Source organism: Shewanella sp. SM21 (genome assembly GCF_025654335.1).
GTDB classification, from domain to species: domain Bacteria; phylum Pseudomonadota; class Gammaproteobacteria; order Enterobacterales; family Shewanellaceae; genus Shewanella; species Shewanella oncorhynchi.
Map to the genome: position 1 here is coordinate 37,080 of NZ_JAKKRL010000020.1, position 18,084 is coordinate 55,163.

17 protein-coding genes are annotated in these 18,084 nt (G+C 43.9%); 10 read left to right on the forward strand and 7 right to left on the reverse strand.

Annotated elements, in window-relative coordinates; genetic code table 11:
• Position 1 precedes the first annotated feature (1 nt).
• Positions 2–304 carry a c-type cytochrome gene (locus tag L5L94_RS20305; protein WP_006083821.1) on the reverse strand — a complete coding sequence of 101 codons (303 nt, stop codon included), beginning with the start codon at positions 302–304 and terminating at the stop codon, positions 2–4.
• Between the two features lie 240 nt (positions 305–544).
• On the opposite strand from L5L94_RS20305, the gene L5L94_RS20310 reads away from it, so the two are divergent.
• Positions 545–1,207: a glutathione S-transferase family protein gene (locus L5L94_RS20310; protein ID WP_105250806.1), complete on the forward strand. Its 663-nt coding sequence runs from the start codon at positions 545–547 to the stop codon at positions 1,205–1,207.
• 110 nt (positions 1,208–1,317) lie between these two features.
• On the opposite strand, the gene gyrB is transcribed toward L5L94_RS20310, so the two are convergent.
• The 5 genes from gyrB to dnaA are packed head-to-tail and all read right to left on the reverse strand — an operon-like array spanning position 1,318 to position 7,544.
• Positions 1,318–3,735, reverse strand: a complete 2,418-nt coding sequence (gyrB, locus tag L5L94_RS20315; RefSeq protein WP_105250805.1) for a DNA topoisomerase (ATP-hydrolyzing) subunit B — start codon at positions 3,733–3,735, stop codon at positions 1,318–1,320.
• A 16-nt stretch (positions 3,736–3,751) separates the two neighbouring features.
• Positions 3,752–4,834 carry a DNA replication/repair protein RecF gene (gene recF / locus L5L94_RS20320; RefSeq protein WP_219255772.1) on the reverse strand — a complete coding sequence of 361 codons (1,083 nt, stop codon included), beginning with the start codon at positions 4,832–4,834 and terminating at the stop codon, positions 3,752–3,754.
• Positions 4,831–5,061, reverse strand: a complete 231-nt coding sequence (locus L5L94_RS20325; protein ID WP_147250508.1) for a hypothetical protein — start codon at positions 5,059–5,061, stop codon at positions 4,831–4,833. The genes recF and L5L94_RS20325 overlap by 4 nt, the downstream gene beginning before the upstream one ends.
• Positions 5,036–6,136 carry a DNA polymerase III subunit beta gene (gene dnaN, locus L5L94_RS20330; RefSeq protein WP_105250803.1) on the reverse strand — a complete coding sequence of 367 codons (1,101 nt, stop codon included), beginning with the start codon at positions 6,134–6,136 and terminating at the stop codon, positions 5,036–5,038. The genes L5L94_RS20325 and dnaN overlap by 26 nt, the downstream gene beginning before the upstream one ends.
• 19 nt (positions 6,137–6,155) lie before the next feature.
• Positions 6,156–7,544: a chromosomal replication initiator protein DnaA gene (gene dnaA / locus L5L94_RS20335; RefSeq protein WP_006083826.1), complete on the reverse strand. Its 1,389-nt coding sequence runs from the start codon at positions 7,542–7,544 to the stop codon at positions 6,156–6,158.
• Positions 7,545–7,989: 445 nt separating this feature from the next.
• Here dnaA and rpmH point away from each other — a divergent pair, with 445 nt between their 5' ends.
• The 5 genes from rpmH (at position 7,990) to mnmE (ending at position 11,820) form a co-directional block, all read left to right on the forward strand.
• The gene (gene rpmH / locus L5L94_RS20340) at positions 7,990–8,127 is read left to right on the forward strand and encodes a 50S ribosomal protein L34 (RefSeq protein WP_006083827.1); all 138 of its coding nucleotides are present in this window, start codon (positions 7,990–7,992) and stop codon (positions 8,125–8,127) included.
• 15 nt (positions 8,128–8,142) lie between these two features.
• Positions 8,143–8,499 (forward strand): ribonuclease P protein component, encoded by a 357-nt coding sequence (rnpA, locus tag L5L94_RS20345; RefSeq protein WP_105250802.1) that lies wholly within the window; start codon positions 8,143–8,145, stop codon positions 8,497–8,499.
• Complete coding sequence (gene yidD / locus L5L94_RS20350; protein WP_006083829.1) at positions 8,466–8,720, forward strand: membrane protein insertion efficiency factor YidD; 255 nt, start codon at positions 8,466–8,468, stop codon at positions 8,718–8,720. Before rnpA ends, yidD begins: the two co-directional genes overlap by 34 nt.
• 3 nt (positions 8,721–8,723) lie before the next feature.
• A complete protein-coding gene (yidC, locus tag L5L94_RS20355; RefSeq protein WP_105250801.1) occupies positions 8,724–10,352 on the forward strand; it encodes a membrane protein insertase YidC in 1,629 nt (542 codons plus the stop codon).
• A 106-nt stretch (positions 10,353–10,458) separates the two neighbouring features.
• Positions 10,459–11,820: a tRNA uridine-5-carboxymethylaminomethyl(34) synthesis GTPase MnmE gene (gene mnmE, locus L5L94_RS20360; protein WP_263164821.1), complete on the forward strand. Its 1,362-nt coding sequence runs from the start codon at positions 10,459–10,461 to the stop codon at positions 11,818–11,820.
• Positions 11,821–11,910: 90 nt separating this feature from the next.
• On the opposite strand, the gene L5L94_RS20365 is transcribed toward mnmE, so the two are convergent.
• Positions 11,911–13,464: an oligopeptide:H+ symporter gene (locus L5L94_RS20365; protein WP_263164823.1), complete on the reverse strand. Its 1,554-nt coding sequence runs from the start codon at positions 13,462–13,464 to the stop codon at positions 11,911–11,913.
• A 250-nt stretch (positions 13,465–13,714) separates the two neighbouring features.
• Between L5L94_RS20365 and mioC the strand changes: the two genes are divergently transcribed.
• From mioC to L5L94_RS20385, 4 genes are all read left to right on the forward strand, one after another.
• Complete coding sequence (gene mioC / locus L5L94_RS20370) at positions 13,715–14,155, forward strand: FMN-binding protein MioC (protein WP_105250799.1); 441 nt, start codon at positions 13,715–13,717, stop codon at positions 14,153–14,155.
• A gap of 439 nt (positions 14,156–14,594) precedes the next feature.
• Complete coding sequence (gene mnmG / locus L5L94_RS20375) at positions 14,595–16,484, forward strand: tRNA uridine-5-carboxymethylaminomethyl(34) synthesis enzyme MnmG (RefSeq protein WP_263142889.1); 1,890 nt, start codon at positions 14,595–14,597, stop codon at positions 16,482–16,484.
• A 117-nt stretch (positions 16,485–16,601) separates the two neighbouring features.
• On the forward strand, positions 16,602–17,222 hold the full coding sequence (rsmG, locus tag L5L94_RS20380) for a 16S rRNA (guanine(527)-N(7))-methyltransferase RsmG (protein WP_131524521.1): 621 nt from the start codon (positions 16,602–16,604) through the stop codon (positions 17,220–17,222).
• A gap of 73 nt (positions 17,223–17,295) precedes the next feature.
• Positions 17,296–18,084: a ParA family protein gene (locus tag L5L94_RS20385; RefSeq protein WP_105250796.1), complete on the forward strand. Its 789-nt coding sequence runs from the start codon at positions 17,296–17,298 to the stop codon at positions 18,082–18,084.

An 18,084-nucleotide genomic window follows, 5' to 3' on the forward strand; every position in this document is an offset into this window, starting at 1 on the left:
GTTATTTATCCTTTCCGAGGTAAAAGTAATCCGCCATCAGCTGCATATCAGCCTCAGTCAAGAGTTGGGCGACTTTAGTCATAGTGGGATCTTGGCGATTCCCCGCCTTAAAGGCTCGCAGTTGCTTCAATAGGTATTCTGAGTTTTGCCATCCGATATTAGGAATATGCTCAAAACGACTCACACCGGACTCGCCATGACAGGCCTTACACATATTCAATAACTTATTTGCCTCATCGGCGTTTGCCACCGCCGATAGCATAAAAATCAGTGCACTTACGGGGTAAATCACTCGCTGCCACATCCATTTATCTCGCCAATTAGCCTTTATCTCGACAGAATCCATCGAGCAAAGTAATTAAGATATGGTTAAATTATCTCAATGCTGTGGGTCGTTTAAATTCAATAAAAGTGACTCGTAAGCTCAAGAGAAATGACGCGTATTAGCGGATGTAGAAAGGGTAAAATATTCATTAGTCATAGGTGAAATGAGTCCATATAGTAGCTTTGCAGAAACACTCGGCATTTCACTCAAGGACAAACAATGGATCTTTATATTGGCAATAAAAACTACTCTAGCTGGTCACTGCGGGCTTGGTTTATGGCCGCAAAATCTGGCGTGCAGTTCAACGAAGTATTACTGCAACTCGATACCGACAGCTTCTATCAGCAACTCAAAGCCATTTCGCCGACTTTAAAAGTACCGACATTAGTCGATGGTGACATTACGGTATGGGATTCACTTTCGATTTGCGAATATCTCAACGACACCTATCTTGCAGGTAGCGCATGGCCGCAAGATCCTAAACAAAAAGCCAAGGCCAGATCGATTGCCAGTGAAATGCATTCAGGCTTTAATGCCGTGCGTAACGCTCTACCAATGAACATACGCGCGAGGCGCTATGTTGAGCTCACTGATGCGGTCCGCAAAGACATTGAGCGCATCGATGCGATTTGGTCAGCACAAATGGCCGAGTTTGCCCCATCACATGCGGAAGGTACTTGGTTATTTGGCCAATGGTCGATTGCCGACATGATGTTTGCCCCTGTGGTTATGCGTTTTCTTACCTACGATATTGAAGTCTCGCAGGCAAGCCGTGCCTATATGCAGCATGTGATCAGCTGTCCGGAAATGCAGGCGTGGATTAATGCGGCTAAAGCAGAGACTGAAATTGTTGCAGCGGATGAAGCGGGTATTGATCGATAAAGAGATAAATCATAGAGATAAAAAAGGGAAAGCCTTGGCTTTCCCTTAATCATTCAAGTACTAACGCGAGTCTTAACACGCATTACACGTCTAATATTATACATCTAGCATTAAACGTCTAAGTTAGCCACGTTCAATGCGTTCGCTTCGATGAACTCACGACGAGGTTCAACTTGATCACCCATCAAACAAGTGAACAACTGATCGGCACCCACAGCATCATCGATCGTGACTTGCAACATACGGCGTGATTCAGGATCCATTGTAGTTTCCCACAATTGCTCAGGGTTCATCTCACCCAATCCTTTATAACGTTGAATGTATAAGCCGCGTTTGGCTTCAGAAATCGTCCAATCTAGCGCTTCGAGGAAGCTGCCGACTTCTTTAACACGATCGCCGCGTTGTACATAGCCGCCTTCTTCAATCATGCCATCTAACGCCGCACCTAACTTACCGATACGTTGATAATCGCTTGATTGGAAGAAGTCATAAGTAAACAGATAGTTAGTATCGATACCGTGCTTACGAATGGTGATCTTAGGCAGATACACTTTACGCTCAGGATCGAGAATCGGCTCAGCAGAATACAGTACACCGCTGTTTTCCATTTCCACCAGCTCATGGATAAAGGCATCGATCCACTCTTTCATCTTGCCTTCATCGGCCAACATATCGTTGGTGATCATTGGGTGGTAAAGCATACGGTTAGTAATGTGCGTTGGATAGCGCTGCTCTAAACGGGCCACAATGGCTTCCACTTCACGATACTGAGTCACTAAACGCTCTAACGGCTCACCTGACATACCAATCGCACCTTGCGTTGGATACACAACAGTGCCATCCAATGCTTGAGTCGTGAGGTATTGAGTCAATGCTGGCTCATCTTTCAAATACTGTTCTTGCTTGCCCTTTTTCACTTTAAATAAAGGCGGTTGAGCAATATACACATAACCACGTTCAATCAATTCAGGCATTTGACGGAAGAAGAAGGTCAACAGCAAAGTACGAATGTGCGAGCCGTCGACGTCAGCATCCGTCATGATGATGATGTTGTGATAACGGGTTTTATCTGGGTTATATTCGTCGCGACCAATACCACAGCCAAGTGCCGTGATCAGTGTGGCCACTTCTTGAGAAGACAACATCTTATCGAAGCGGGCCTTCTCAACGTTTAGAATTTTACCTTTCAGTGGCAAAATCGCTTGGTTCTTACGGTTACGTCCCTGCTTAGCACTACCGCCAGCAGAGTCACCTTCCACTATGTAAATTTCTGAAAGACCAGGATCTTTTTCTTGGCAATCGGCCAGCTTACCTGGCAAACCACCTAAATCGAGTGCGCCTTTACGACGGGTCATTTCACGAGCTTTACGCGCCGCTTCACGGGCACGGGCAGCATCGACAATCTTACCGACGATCAACTTCGCATCAGCTGGGTTTTCCAGCAGATAATCGTTCAGCTTCTCACCCATGGTTTGTTCAACCGCGGTTTTCACTTCACTAGAAACCAGTTTGTCTTTGGTTTGCGAGCTGAACTTTGGATCTGGCACTTTAACAGAGATAACGGCAGTCAAGCCTTCGCGGGCATCGTCGCCAGTCGCGCTGGTTTTGCCTTTCTTGTTATAACCTTCGTTTTCCATGTAGCTGTTGAGGTTACGTGTCAACGCACTACGGAAACCGACTAAGTGAGTACCACCATCACGCTGTGGGATGTTGTTGGTAAAACAGAAAATATTTTCCTGATAACCGTCATTCCACTGCATAGCCACTTCAACGGTAATGCCATCTTCACGTTCTTGCATAAAGTGGAATACATCTTTGTTGACTGGCGTTTTATTACGGTTCAGGTAATCGACGAATGCGCTAATCCCGCCTTCGTATTTGAAAAATTCATTTTTATTGTCGCGTTCATCAACCAGACGAATACCCACGCCTGAGTTAAGGAAAGACAGTTCACGCACACGCTTTGCCAGAATTTCAAAGTGAAACTCAACATCGCTGAAGGTATCTTCACTTGGCCAAAAACGGATTTCAGTACCGGTTTTGGTTGCATCACCAATCTCTTTGATCGGCGCATCAGGCACACCGTGAGTATAAAACTGCTCGTATACTTTGCCAGCACGACGAATGGTCATTTGCAGCTTTTTAGATAAAGCGTTTACAACCGATACACCCACGCCGTGGAGACCGCCAGACACTTTATAGGAGTTATCGTCGAACTTACCGCCGGCATGCAATACCGTCATAATAACTTCTGCCGCCGATACGCCTTCTTCCTCATGGATAGAGACCGGAATACCACGGCCGTCATCCTTAACAGAAACCGAACCATCTACATGGATAGTAATCGTAATATCGCTACAGTGGCCGGCTAAGGCTTCATCGATAGAGTTATCGACTACTTCGAACACCATATGATGTAGACCCGTACCGTCGTCGGTGTCACCAATATACATCCCAGGTCTCTTACGTACTGCATCAAGGCCCTTAAGGACCTTAATACTCGAAGAATCGTAACTATTCTCTGACATATTATTCTCTCAATGGTTATTCAATTACCGTTACACGTCCCTGTTCCACATGAAACATCCTACTGGGAGGCGTGTGTAACGAATCGACTATTGCAGCAGGATCAATGGCGGTCACAAAAACTTGTGCTCCGGTATCCGTTAACTGCTTAAGCAATAGCTGCCTATGCTGTGCATCCAACTCGGACGGAAGATCGTCCACAAGATAAATACTGTTTTTATCTATTTGTTGTTTGAGCAACTTTCCCTGTGCAATACGCAGTGCACAGACTAATAATTTCAATTGACCACGGGACAGGGCATCCTGCGCCGGCAAAGTGCCTACACGAAGTCTAAGGTCAGCTTTATGGGGACCGCTGACGGTATGACCTGTGGCCAAATCTCTGGAATATTGGTTTTCGAGTAGTTCTGCAAAATCCGTTTTACTATCCCAGCCGCGCGTAAATGAAACCTTCACATCTACACTCGGTAAAAACTCCCCGATTATACCCTTAAGTAGCTCATTTAACGAGTCTACATAATGGTTTCGTATTTCGGTGACCTGCTCGGCATAGCGCACAAACTCTTGATCCCAAAATTGAATATGACTGTAAGCCGAACCGTTTCTAAGCAATTGATTTCTTTGTTTAAGAACGCGACGAACATTCGTCCAAGCGCCATAAAACTGTGGGTCAGCATGAAATGCGCCCCAATCGATAAATTGTCGACGGGATTTTGGGCCTTCAAACAGTAAAGAAAAGCTTTCAGGTGTGATCACTTGAATAGGTAAAGCTTCGGCTAAGGTCGACAGACGTTTGACTTTTTCGCCGTCGATTTTCACTTCCGTCTCACCATTGCGAAATCGGCGTAAACCAATTTTACTGTCACCGCGCGCTAAATTTAAAGTCGCAAAGAGCGTTAATTTATCGTCATCGTGATTAATCACTCGTTGGGATAAATGACTGCGAAACGAGCGCCCCATACCGAGGAAATAAATGGCTTCTAAAATACTGGTTTTTCCGCTGCCATTTTGACCATAAATCACGTTAATCCCAGATGCTGGGATTAACTGTGCGGACTGAATGTTGCGAAACGCTTCGATATTGAGACGGGTCAGGCTCATGCATTACTCATTAAGCCGCGTAAACGGCGTAGGCAAGGATTCATAGCACTTAACGAGCAACTCAATCGCTGCCACAGGCTAAGACTATCAGTAAATGAGTGAAGGAATGGCCAATGCTGTGCATTAAACACTGTGCCGCCGTTAAGCGGCATAGACATCAAAGACAGAGGTACAGACACGGGTAACGTAAAAATCGATGGTTTATAAGCGCATCGGCATAACCACATACATGGAATCTTCTTCCAAATGGTTTTCGATTAGGGCGCTGGAGTTACCATCAATGAGCGTGATACGCACATCATCGGACTTAAGGTTGTTGAGCACGTCCAGTAAGTAACTGACGTTAAAACCAATTTCTAAGGCCTGATTGTTGTATTCCACATCGATGATTTCTTCCGCTTCTTCCTGTTCAGGGTTATTAGCGGTGATCTTGAGCAGACCATTTTCGAGTTGAATACGCACACCACGGAATTTTTCATTGGATAAAATAGAAGCCCGCGTCAGCGCTTGCTTCAGGTGATTACGACTCGCAATCACAATTTTATCACCGCCCTTTGGCAATACACGGCGATAATCAGGGAAGCGACCATCGACTAATTTACTGGTAAATACTGTGTTAGCCGTGGTGGCACGAATAGCATTATCACCAATAGCAATGGTGATATCGAGATCGTCAGACTCCAATAAGCGCGCCATTTCAATTACGCCTTTACGAGGCACAATGACTTGTTTTTCCGGTAATTGTGCTTCAATCGTACGATGACTTAAGGCTAAACGATGGCCGTCGGTCGCTATCGCACGCAACACATTACCTTCAGTTTCAAACAATAAACCGTTGAGGTAATAGCGTACATCTTGGTTAGCCATTGAAAACTGCGTCGAGTCGATAATTGACTTCAACACGCCCTGCTTCAAGCTAAATTCAATCTCAGCTTGGAAGGCTTCAACGTTGGGGTATTCTTCTGCGGGCAAAGTCGCTAAGGAAAAACGGCTACGACCTGAACGCAGCAACCATTTATTATCTTGTTGTTCGACTTTCAGTTCGCTTTGTTCTGGCAAAGACTTAACAATATCGAGCAGTTTCTTCGCCGGAACCGTAGTACGACCTTCTTCGATATCACCGTGAACCACTGCTTGGCCCACGAGTTCGACTTCTAAATCTGTACCAGTCAGCTTAAGTGAGTGACCACTTACTTCTACAAGGAGGTTAGACAAAATGGGCAAGTTATGGCGTCTTTCTACCGCACCACACACCAATTGCAACGGCTTTAATAGGGCATCCCTATCAATTGAGAATTTCATCGTGTCCAAATTCCTTGTTTTAAGAAGATAAGGTTCTAATCAAATTAGCATAATCTTCTTTAATGTCGTGGCTCTCTTCCCGTAGCTGAGCAATCTTACGACAGGCATGCAACACTGTGGTGTGATCTCGACCACCAAAAGCATCACCAATTTCCGGCAAGCTTTGGTTAGTTAATTCTTTGGATAACGCCATTGCAACTTGCCTTGGGCGCGCGACACTGCGTGAACGACGCTTAGACAACATATCAGCCATCTTGATCTTGTAGTATTCAGCTACGGTTTTCTGAATATTGTCTATAGTGACTAATTTTTCTTGAAGTGCCAAGAGGTCACGTAAGGCTTCACGAACAAAATCAATAGTAATTGGCCGACCCGTGAAGTTAGCGTTGGCGATAACGCGGTTTAATGCCCCTTCTAGCTCGCGTACGTTTGAACGTAAACGCTTAGCAATAAAGAAAGCCACTTCATCGGGCAAGTTAATGCCGCTCTCTTGAGCTTTACGCATCAAAATCGCTACGCGGGTTTCTAACTCTGGTGGCTCAATTGCCACAGTTAAACCCCAACCGAAACGCGATTTCAATCTGTCTTCAACACCGTCGATCTCTTTTGGATAACGATCTGAAGTCAAAATAATTTGGTGATTTCCTTCAAGCAACGCATTGAAGGTATGGAAGAATTCTTCTTGGGATCTGTCTTTATTGGCAAAAAATTGAATATCATCGATAAACAAGGCATCGACGCTACGGTAATAACGTTTAAATTCTTCGATCGCGTTGTTTTGCAGCGCTTTAACCATGTCCTGGACAAAACGCTCGGAATGCATGTAAACCACTTTGGCATTAGGATTATTTTTAATGATCCCGTTACCGACAGCGTGCAACAAGTGAGTCTTACCTAGACCTGTTCCGCCATATAAAAATAGTGGGTTATAAGCACCACCCGGATTTTCAGCCACTTGTAACGCCGCAGCCTTACCTAATTGGTTAGACTTACCTTCTACGAAGTTATCAAACTGGTAGCTCGGATTAATGTTACTGCGGTGATTCGCGTTCGCCATAGGCTCGGCTTGGACATTAAACGTCGTGCCTACCGTCGCTTTAGTTTGGGTATTCGCTACACGAGTTGGCGCAATCGGTGCTGGAACACTAGGCTTTTTCGCCGAAGGACGACTACCTATATCGAAACGCAATTTAGGCGCGTCGCTACCCATTTGCTCAGTAAAGAACTGATTAATGATATTGATGTACTTATCTCTGACCCAATCAAGCACGAAGCGGTTGGGCGCATAAAGCACCAGAGTATCTCCATCCATTTCGGCTTGTAACGGTCTGATCCACATACTGAACTGCTGAGCAGAAAGCTCATCTTGCAGTCGTCCGATACATTGTTGCCAAAGTGAAACAGCCACTTAGTTATCCCCAAAAGATCATCAAAAAAGAGATGTATTCTATAGCGAGATCTCAAGGATCGCTATCCTTAAAAAATATTTATCCCCAGCGAGATCATTCTATGTGGATATCCTCGATCATCAAAGATCCAAAACGATCCTTTTATTCAGCACTAACCGCAAATCCTGCTTTATTAAGCGATCCACATTGATCTATAATGGCGCCCCTTCGATCGGCTCGAAGATCCCCTGCACTACTACATGTAGTGTCCGTACACAGAGTTATCCACATCTTATGGTGTATTCTGGGGGTTGATCTAAGGATACGCTGGCAGAAATAAAGCACTTACTTACTTTCGTTGTTGACGTGACTAAGTATTGTGATTACAATTCGGCCTCTTTTTTGCCCTTACCTCTATCCTAGAGATAAGGATATGTTCACTAATAACAAAGACGGATTGCCATCATGAGTAAACGTACTTTTCAACCTAGCAACCTGAAGCGCAAGCGTTCTCACGGCTTCCGCGCTCGTATGGCTACTGTAGGCGGCCGTAAGGTGCTTGCACGTCGTCGTGCGAAAGGTCGCGCTCGTTTATCTGCTTAATAAGTGGGTAACTAGTTGACTAGCTATACCTTTTCGCGGGAGTTACGTTTGTTAACTCCCGCGCAATTTAAATCTGTATTTTCCAATCCCATCAAAGCATCTTCTGCTGAAATTACCTTGCTCGCTATTCCTAACACGGAACAACATCCGCGTATGGGCCTTACTGTTGCTAAACGCTATGTAAAACGCGCCAATCAACGTAACCGTATTAAGCGCGTGATCAGAGATAGTTTTCGCTTGAATCAACACGACATTCCTCATCTTGATATTGTTGTGCTTGTCAGAAATGGCGTGATGGAAATGGAAAACGCTGAAATCAACAAATTGATAGAAAAGCTATGGCGCAAACTCAGTCGCCGCTACAATGGCTAGCGACCACGTTAATTCGTGGCTATCAAGTATTCATAAGCCCTATACTGGGCCCTCGATGCCGTTTCAATCCCACCTGCTCTCACTACGCTATTGAAGCAATAAAAGTGCATGGAACCGCGAAAGGTTGTTGGTTTGCATTGAAACGCATATTAAAATGTCACCCTTTACATCCCGGCGGTAGTGATCCCGTCCCCCCTAAAAATGATAGGTGTAATAAATAGGCTATGGAATCTCAACGCAATATATTGCTCATAGGACTACTGTTTGTCAGCTTTTTGCTGTGGCAACAGTGGCAAGCAGACAAAGCTCCTAAACCCGTTGCAACCGAATCGTCCTTAGTGGCGAACGCGGCAAGCTCGCACAGTGCCGATGTTCCAGAAGCTGATACAGGTGTTCCTGCTGCAGCAGTTACTGCAAACAGCAAACTGATTACGGTAAAAACAGATCAGTTAGACATTCAGATCAATCCAGTGGGTGGTGACATCGTTTTTGCTGCGTTAGTTTCGCACAAAAAAGAACTAGAGAAAGATCAACCATTCGTATTGCTTGAGCAAACGAATGATTTCACTTATATCGCTCAAAGTGGCCTAATTGGTCGCGATGGTATTGATAGCAGCGCAAAAGGCCGTGCCGCATTTAGCACAACGGCAACTGAATATACCTTAGCCGAAGGCCAAGATACCTTAGAAGTACCGTTAACTTATATCGCTGACAATGGTGTGACTTACACTAAAGTGTTCGTATTCCATCGCGGTAAGTTCAACATAGATGTTGACTATAAAATCAACAACACTTCAGCAGCACCACTGCAAGTTCAGATGTATGGTCAGATTAAACAAACGATCAAGCCATCTGAAAGCAGCATGATGATGCCTACCTATCGTGGTGGTGCGTTCTCAACGAATGATGTGCGCTATGAAAAATACAACTTTGACGACATGGCCAAAAGTAACCTGAACCAAGCCACTTTAGGCGGTTGGGCAGCCATGTTACAACACTATTTCGTTTCAGCTTGGGTGCCACCCGCAACTGACAGCAACACCATTTTTTCTAGTGTCAGTGCTGGCGGTTTAGCTAATATTGGTTTCCGCGGCGCGGTATACGATATTGCACCTGGTGCCAGCCAAGAAATTAGCTCACAGTTCTATGTTGGTCCTAAGGATCAAGCAGCACTGTCAGCGATTTCTGAAACCTTAAATCTAGTGGTTGATTACGGTTTCTTATGGTGGTTAGCGGTTCCTATTCACTGGCTATTGATGTTCTATCAATCATTCGTCGGTAACTGGGGTGTGGCAATTATTCTGATAACATTAACCGTTCGTGGTTTACTGTTCCCGCTGACAAAGGCGCAGTACACCTCAATGGCGAAGATGCGTAATCTGCAACCTAAGCTAACAGATTTGAAAGAACGCTTTGGTGATGACCGTCAAAAGATGGGTCAAGCCATGATGGAACTGTATAAGAAAGAAAAAGTTAACCCTATGGGTGGCTGTTTACCTATTATTTTACAGATGCCAATCTTCATTGCCTTATACTGGGTATTGCTAGAAAGCTTCGAATTACGTCATGCACCATTTATGCTGTGGATCCACGATTTATCGGTACAAGATCCTTACTACATACTGCCGCTGCTGATGGGCGTCTCTATGTTTGTAATGCAGAAGATGCAACCAATTGCGCCGACAATGGATCCAATGCAAGTGAAAATGATGCAATGGATGCCAGTAATCTTTACCGTATTCTTCCTGTGGTTCCCATCAGGTCTAGTACTGTACTGGTTAGTAGGTAACATAGTTGCCATCACGCAGCAGAAGATTATTTATGCAGGTCTTGAGAAAAAAGGCTTAAAATAAGCCCTACCTTTAGCAAAGCATAAAGTGAAAATAATACTAAAGGCGGCTTAATTAGCCGCCTTTTCCTTTACATGATTTGATAGATATTAGTTTGGTGGGTATTTCCGTGACAACTGACACTATCGTGGCTCAAGCCACCGCGCCCGGACGTGGCGGCGTTGGCATCATCCGAATTTCAGGCAACAAGGCCAGTGATGTCGCTATGGCCGTATTGGGTCATCTTCCTAAAACGAGATATGCCGATTATTGCGACTTTAAAAGTGCAACAGGCCAAGTAATCGACCAAGGCATAGCGCTGTTTTTTAAAGGCCCCAATTCCTTTACTGGCGAAGATGTATTAGAGCTTCAAGGCCACGGCGGCCAAATCGTTCTAGACATGCTGATCAAACGTGTAATGGAAGTCGGTGGTATTCGAATAGCCAAACCCGGTGAGTTCAGCGAACAAGCCTTTATGAACGACAAGCTAGACTTAACCCAAGCCGAAGCGATTGCCGATCTTATCGATGCCACCAGTGAGCAAGCGGCTAAAAGCGCGCTGCAATCACTCCAGGGTGAATTTTCTAAGGAAGTCCATGAGCTGGTGGATCAAGTCACTAACCTACGTTTATATGTAGAAGCTGCGATTGATTTCCCCGATGAAGAAGTCGACTTTTTAAGTGATGGCAAAATTGCCAATGCACTCTACAAAATCATCGACAAACTTGACCTAGTGCAAGCCAGTGCTAAACAAGGTTCTATCATCCGCGAAGGCATGAAAGTCGTGATCGCGGGTCGTCCTAACGCCGGAAAATCCAGCTTATTAAACGCCTTAGCCGGTAAAGAATCGGCTATTGTTACCGAAATTGCTGGTACAACACGGGATGTATTACGTGAGCACATCCACTTAGATGGCATGCCGCTGCACATTATAGATACCGCAGGCCTACGTGATACGACAGATACCGTTGAACAAATTGGTATAGAACGCGCGTGGAATGAAATAAACAGTGCCGATCGGGTGTTATTTATGGTGGATGGCACCACCACTGCCGCCGTTAATCCCCATGATATTTGGCCTGACTTTATCGATCGCCTGCCCTCAAATTTAGGTGTAACAGTGATCCGCAATAAAGCCGATCTTACTGGCGAAGACTTAATGATGACAGAGGAACAAGGTTATAGTGTTTACCGGATCTCGGCTAAAACGGGCTTAGGTGTTGAACAGTTAAAGCAGCATTTAAAATCACTCATGGGCTACCAGAGTAACCTCGAAGGTGGCTTTATCGCCCGGCGTCGTCACTTAGAAGCCCTAGAACTCGCCGCAAGCCATCTGCAATTGGGTAAAGAACAATTAGAAGTTTATCTAGCAGGAGAGCTGCTGGCAGAAGAGTTACGCATGTGCCAATTAGCACTATCAGAAATCACTGGCCGCTTCACCTCAGATGATCTCTTAGGCAAAATTTTTAGCTCTTTCTGTATCGGAAAATAACTAACCTTAATATTATTTCCAGATAAATCAGCCCATACAATATGGGCTGATTTTTTATCTACAACCGAATATTTCCACTCATCGACTAACTCATGATTCGACGTGGCGGTAATGATCTTGCATTTGATAGGATCTTGCATAAAGCGCAAACATCAATGCCGCCAAGATGGCAAAACCAGCAAAGAAAAACATCTGAAATGCGGTAATACTGATCCCCGTCTGGGCAATTTGCTCAGTCACAGCCGGACTTTTCACACTGACGTTCGCCAGTAACACCCATAAGTTACCGACGGTCACCGATAAGGTCCAAAAACTCATGATAGTGCCTTTCATGGCTTTAGGCGCTTGGCTATAAGCAAACTCTAGCCCAGTGGCAGAGACTAATACTTCACCAAAGGTGAGCAAAGCATAAGGCACAATCTGCCAAAATATTGATAATGCCGAGCCGCCATCCATCACCAATTGAATGCTACCAACGACTATCCAACTCACGCCCGTGATGGCAATCCCAGCCCCCATTTTACGCAAGGCAGTTAACTTTATACCCATACGCTCAATCGCCGGATATAACACAAAGTTATTAAATGGGATCAGTAACATAACTAATAATGGGTTTAAAGCTTGCATCATGGCGGGTTCAAACCATTCCGGTTTAGACATGTCATTGGCTTGCAGTATCCAAGTGGACGCTTTCTGATCGAACAAAGACCAAAAGGGAGTCACTAACGCAAATAAGATTAAGATCCGTAGCACCGAACGCACCCCATCAACGGCGATATCCGGATGGATCCCCCTAGCGCGTTCGAGTTGCAATGAAGCCCCTGCGCCAACAAATCCCATTACTAGCACTAACGCACAACACAAACCAGCAACGATACCTAAGGTTGGAATATTCACTAAAGCATACGCTGCAGAAATTATCCCAGCTAAAGCTAACACTAAACCTATGTTGGCTTGACCAGCGATTTTAGTGAGCAATGCGGTACGAATAACGGGTAAAAAACCATGGGGATTTTTCGGTTCAGGTGGCATATGTACATAACGTTTGCGGCCTAACCAGAAGAACACAGTTGCAATAAACATTAAGATACCAGGGATCCCAAATGCGACCGCAGCACCATAATATTTCAATAGTAATGGCATCGATAACGAGGCGAAGAAGGAGCCAAAGTTAATCGTAAAATAAAACAGATCAAACGCTTTCTGCGCCAATGTTTTATTGGTTTGATCAAATTGATCACCCATAAAGGAAGAAACCAAGGGCTTAATCCCACCCGATCCGAGCGCAATTAAAAATAATCCCGTATAAAACCCTTGAATACTGTGTTCAAAAATAGCGAGAAACGCATGACCAACACAATAAATTAAACTTAACCATAAGATAGTATTGTATTTACCGAAAAAACGATCGGCAATCCAACCACCGAGTAACGGGAAAAAGTACACTCCAATGACAAAGGAATGGAACACATCCTTAGCCATAGTTCCGCGCAGTTCTTCTGGAATAGACAACAAAAGTGCTGTCATCAAGAATGGGGTAAGAATATTCCGCATACCGTAAAAGCTAAAACGTTCACAAGCTTCACTGGCTATGATGTAAGGAATTTGCCGTGGCCACTGGGGCGCATTTACGGGTGTTGTCATGGATCATCCTATTATAATTATTTGATTTTAAATGAAATTAACTTTTTAAATATATTAATTATGTATCAAGAAGCTAAAGGTAACATGTAAGCGAAGCCAACCTTATATAAAGGATGCAAAAACTGCAAAAATCACATATTGCTTCTGTGGTCCTATCCACATTTCCTTTATGATGAACATAATAATAGCCATTCAGCTATCTATTTAATTAAAATTAGTTTTAAAAACAACAACACACTGAGAAATCATAATGGCAAAGATTGAAGTAATCGTTGGTACAACATTGGGCAGTGCAGAGTATGTTGCCGACGAAATGATGGCCCAATTAACGGAGCAAGGACACCAAGTTCAAGTTCATTTAACCCCAACATTGTGCGAAATAGACACCCATGCACTGTGGATTATCGTGTCATCAACTCATGGAGCAGGTGATCTTCCAGATAATATTCAGCCTTTTTTCAACGAAATTACCGAGCAAAAACCGGATCTCAGCCAAGTAAACTTTGCCTTATGTGCAATTGGTGACTCAAGTTACGATACCTTTTGCCAAGGCCCAGAAAAATTAATTTCGGCCATTCAAGACTGCGATGCAAAAGCCTTTGTGGATAAGATCCAGATCGATGTACAGCTTGATCCTGTGCCGGAAGACCCAGCCCTTGCATGGTTAGCACAATGGCAACAGGACATTTAAGATCGCTTATTGGATAAGGTCCCGATCTATGTACAGTTTAGATCCTATTTATCCACAATTTACTTATTTAAAGTATAAACATGTGGATAAGCTATTATTTAGATCTGATCAACCTCTGTACTATTCACAGTCCGATCTGCTTAATGATCCGCCTTGTGGATAAGTAGGCGATCTATCCCCATGTTTAATGACATTAGATCGCGATCAGATCACAGGATCAAGATCGCGCTAATTAATGATTTATATAATGAATTTGGGTTATGCACAGAAAAACGCGATCCTAATAGTAAACATAATAAGAAGATCTATATAAAGATCTTAAGATCTATTAGTCCGGATCATCTCGATCGAACAGCGTAAAATGATCATTCACCTAAGACGAAGCAAATGCTAAAATGCTCGGCTCGTACTGAGTCTCTTAGCAATTGAAGGTAGTGGCATGCATTTTCATGAACGGTTTGATGTTATTGTTGTTGGTGGTGGTCATGCCGGAACTGAAGCCGCGTTGGCAGCAGCAAGAATGGGATCAAAAACATTATTACTAACGCACAATATCGATACGTTAGGACAAATGTCATGTAATCCAGCGATCGGTGGCATAGGCAAAGGCCATTTAGTGAAAGAAATTGACGCCTTAGGTGGTGCAATGGCAATCGCAACCGATTATGCAGGGATCCAATTTAGAACCTTAAATTCAAGTAAAGGCCCAGCAGTACGAGCAACACGAGCACAAGCTGACCGTGCACTGTATCGTCAAAAAATCCAAAATATATTACAAAACCAACCTAACTTACGTATTTTCCAACAAGCCGTAGATGACTTAATTGTTGAAAATCATCAAGTAGTTGGTGTAGTTACCCAAATGGGTTTAGCTTTTGAATCTCCAGCTGTTGTATTAACAACAGGTACATTCTTAAGCGGCAAAATTCATATAGGCTTAGAAAACTACAGCGGTGGTCGTGCAGGCGATCCACCAGCGATTGCTTTAGCAAATCGATTACGTGAATTACCGATCCGAGTCGGACGTTTAAAAACAGGTACACCGCCACGTATCGATGCAAACACGATCGATTTTTCTCTAATGGCTGAACAGAAAGGCGATTCTCCGTTACCTGTCATGTCATTTATGGGGGATGTCAGTCATCATCCAAAACAAATATCTTGCTGGATCACTCACACAAATGAAAAAACCCATGAAATTATTCGTGGTGGTTTAGACAGAAGCCCTATGTATTCAGGCGTCATCGAAGGTATTGGTCCACGTTATTGTCCATCGATTGAAGACAAGATCCACCGCTTTGCGGATAAATCTTCGCATCAGATCTTCATCGAACCAGAAGGTTTAAATACCAATGAGATCTATCCTAACGGGATCTCTACTAGCTTACCTTTTGATGTACAGTTGAATTTAGTACGTTCGATCAAAGGCATGGAAAACGCAGAAATCATGCGTCCAGGTTATGCGATCGAATATGATTATTTCGATCCGAGAGATCTGAAAAACTCATTAGAAACCAAAGCGATCAACGGTTTATTCTTCGCAGGCCAAATAAACGGCACTACAGGTTATGAAGAAGCTGGTGCTCAAGGTTTATTAGCAGGCATGAATGCCTCACTGCAAGTACAAGGCAAAGAAGCCTGGTGTCCACGCCGTGACGAAGCATATCTTGGAGTACTAGTTGACGATTTATCAACTCTGGGTACCAAAGAACCATATCGCATGTTTACTAGCCGTGCCGAATACCGTTTGTTACTCCGTGAAGATAATGCTGATATTCGCTTAACGGCAAAAGGTCGCGAATTAGGTTTAGTTGACGATACTCGCTGGGCGGCATTTAGTGAGAAGTTAGAATCGATCGAACTTGAGTTACAACGTTTGCGCGCCCAATGGGTGCATCCAAATTCACCTTTGATCCATGCGTTAAATCCACACTTGAATACGCCGATCTCTCGCGAAGCATCATTTGAAGAATTACTGCGTCGTCCAGAAATGGATTACAGCAAGTTGATGCAGATCGAAGGTTTTGGTCCTGGGCTTGAAGATCCACAGGCGGCTGAGCAAGTTCAGATCCAAGTTAAATATTCTGGTTATATTCAACGTCAGCAGGAAGAGATCAACAAAGCTGTGCGTAATGAGAACACTGGTTTACCTTTGACGCTCGATTACAAAGAAGTACCGGGCTTATCGAACGAGGTGATTGCTAAGTTAAATAACCATAAACCAGAAACCATAGGCCAAGCCTCACGGATCTCTGGTATTACGCCTGCGGCTATTTCAATTTTGTTGGTTCACCTCAAAAAGCGTGGCTTATTACGTAAGAGTGCGTAAAAGCTAGCTTAATCGCTGCTTAGGTCATAGAAGGGAAGCATTCAGGCTTCCCTTCATCGTTTTCGGGCTTCATAATAGCCTTCGCGTTCATAATCGTATCTTTGTTGAGGTTGCTCAGTGTTATCTGCCCAGTTAGAGGCTTATTTAGCCGAAATTAATTTGCCCGCAACCGTCGAGCAGAAAAAACAACTAATTGATTTTGTTGGTATGCTCAACAAATGGAATAAAGCCTATAACCTGACATCGGTGAGAGATCCCGAAGCTATGCTGATCCGTCATATCATGGACAGTTTAGTGGTTTCAAAACATCTGCAAGGTGAACGTTTTATCGATGTAGGCACTGGACCAGGTTTACCAGGGATCCCGTTAGCCATTATGAATCCCGATAAACAATTTGTGTTATTGGACAGCTTAGGTAAACGTATTCGTTTTCAAAAACAAGTGTCCTTTGAATTAGGCATACATAACATCAGTTCAGTTGAAAGCCGTGTAGAAGCGTATCAACCGGAGGATAAATTCGACGGTGTATTAAGTCGTGCATTTGCCTCAATCCAAGATATGCTGACTTGGTGCCATCATCTCCCCGCCGAACATGGACAGTTTTATGCACTTAAAGGCCAGTTGAATGATGAAGAGATGCAACATATTCCAAGTGGATTTGTGGTGAAAGAAGTTATCGAGCTTAAGGTGCCTAAACTCGATGAAAAAAGACATTTATTGAAGATAATCAAAGAATAACAGGCTTAAAAGTGATAAATAAATCATTTATAAGCAAGGGCAATAAACCAGCATTTACATACAGGGTGATATTGTGGGTAAAGTGATTGCCGTGGCTAACCAGAAAGGTGGCGTAGGAAAAACAACTACTTGCGTTAACCTCGCCGCTTCGTTAGCAGCAACAAAACGTAAAGTATTATTGATCGATCTCGATCCTCAAGGTAATGCCACCATGGGGAGCGGTGTCGATAAGTATGACGTAGCTAATACAGCCTATGAATTATTGGTTGAAGAAAAATCCTTCGACGAGATCGTCATTAAAAACACTGCGGGTAAGTATGATTTGATCGCCAGTAATGGCGATGTCACTGCGGCAGAAATCAAATTGATGGAGTTTTTTGCCCGAGAGATCCGTTTGCGTAACGCGCTCGCACCGATCAAAGATCAATACGATTATATCTTTATCGACTGCCCTCCTTCATTGAACATGTTGACCGTAAACGCTATGTCAGCGGCCGACTCTGTACTCGTGCCTATGCAGTGTGAATATTACGCCCTCGAAGGCTTAACAGCGCTGATTGATACCATCACTAAGCTTGCTGCTATGGTTAATCCTGGACTTGGCATCGAAGGCATTTTACGTACTATGTATGATCCGCGTAATCGTTTGTCTAATGATGTGTCCGATCAGCTAAAACAACATTTTGGTGACAAAGTCTATCGTACCGTTATCCCACGTAATGTGAGACTAGCAGAAGCACCAAGTTTTGGAGCGCCTGCTATGTATTACGATAAATCGAGTGCTGGCGCTAAGGCGTATCTAGCGCTTGCGGGTGAAATGATCCGTCGTTCAGAACAACAAACTCAGGCTAAGCAAGCGTAA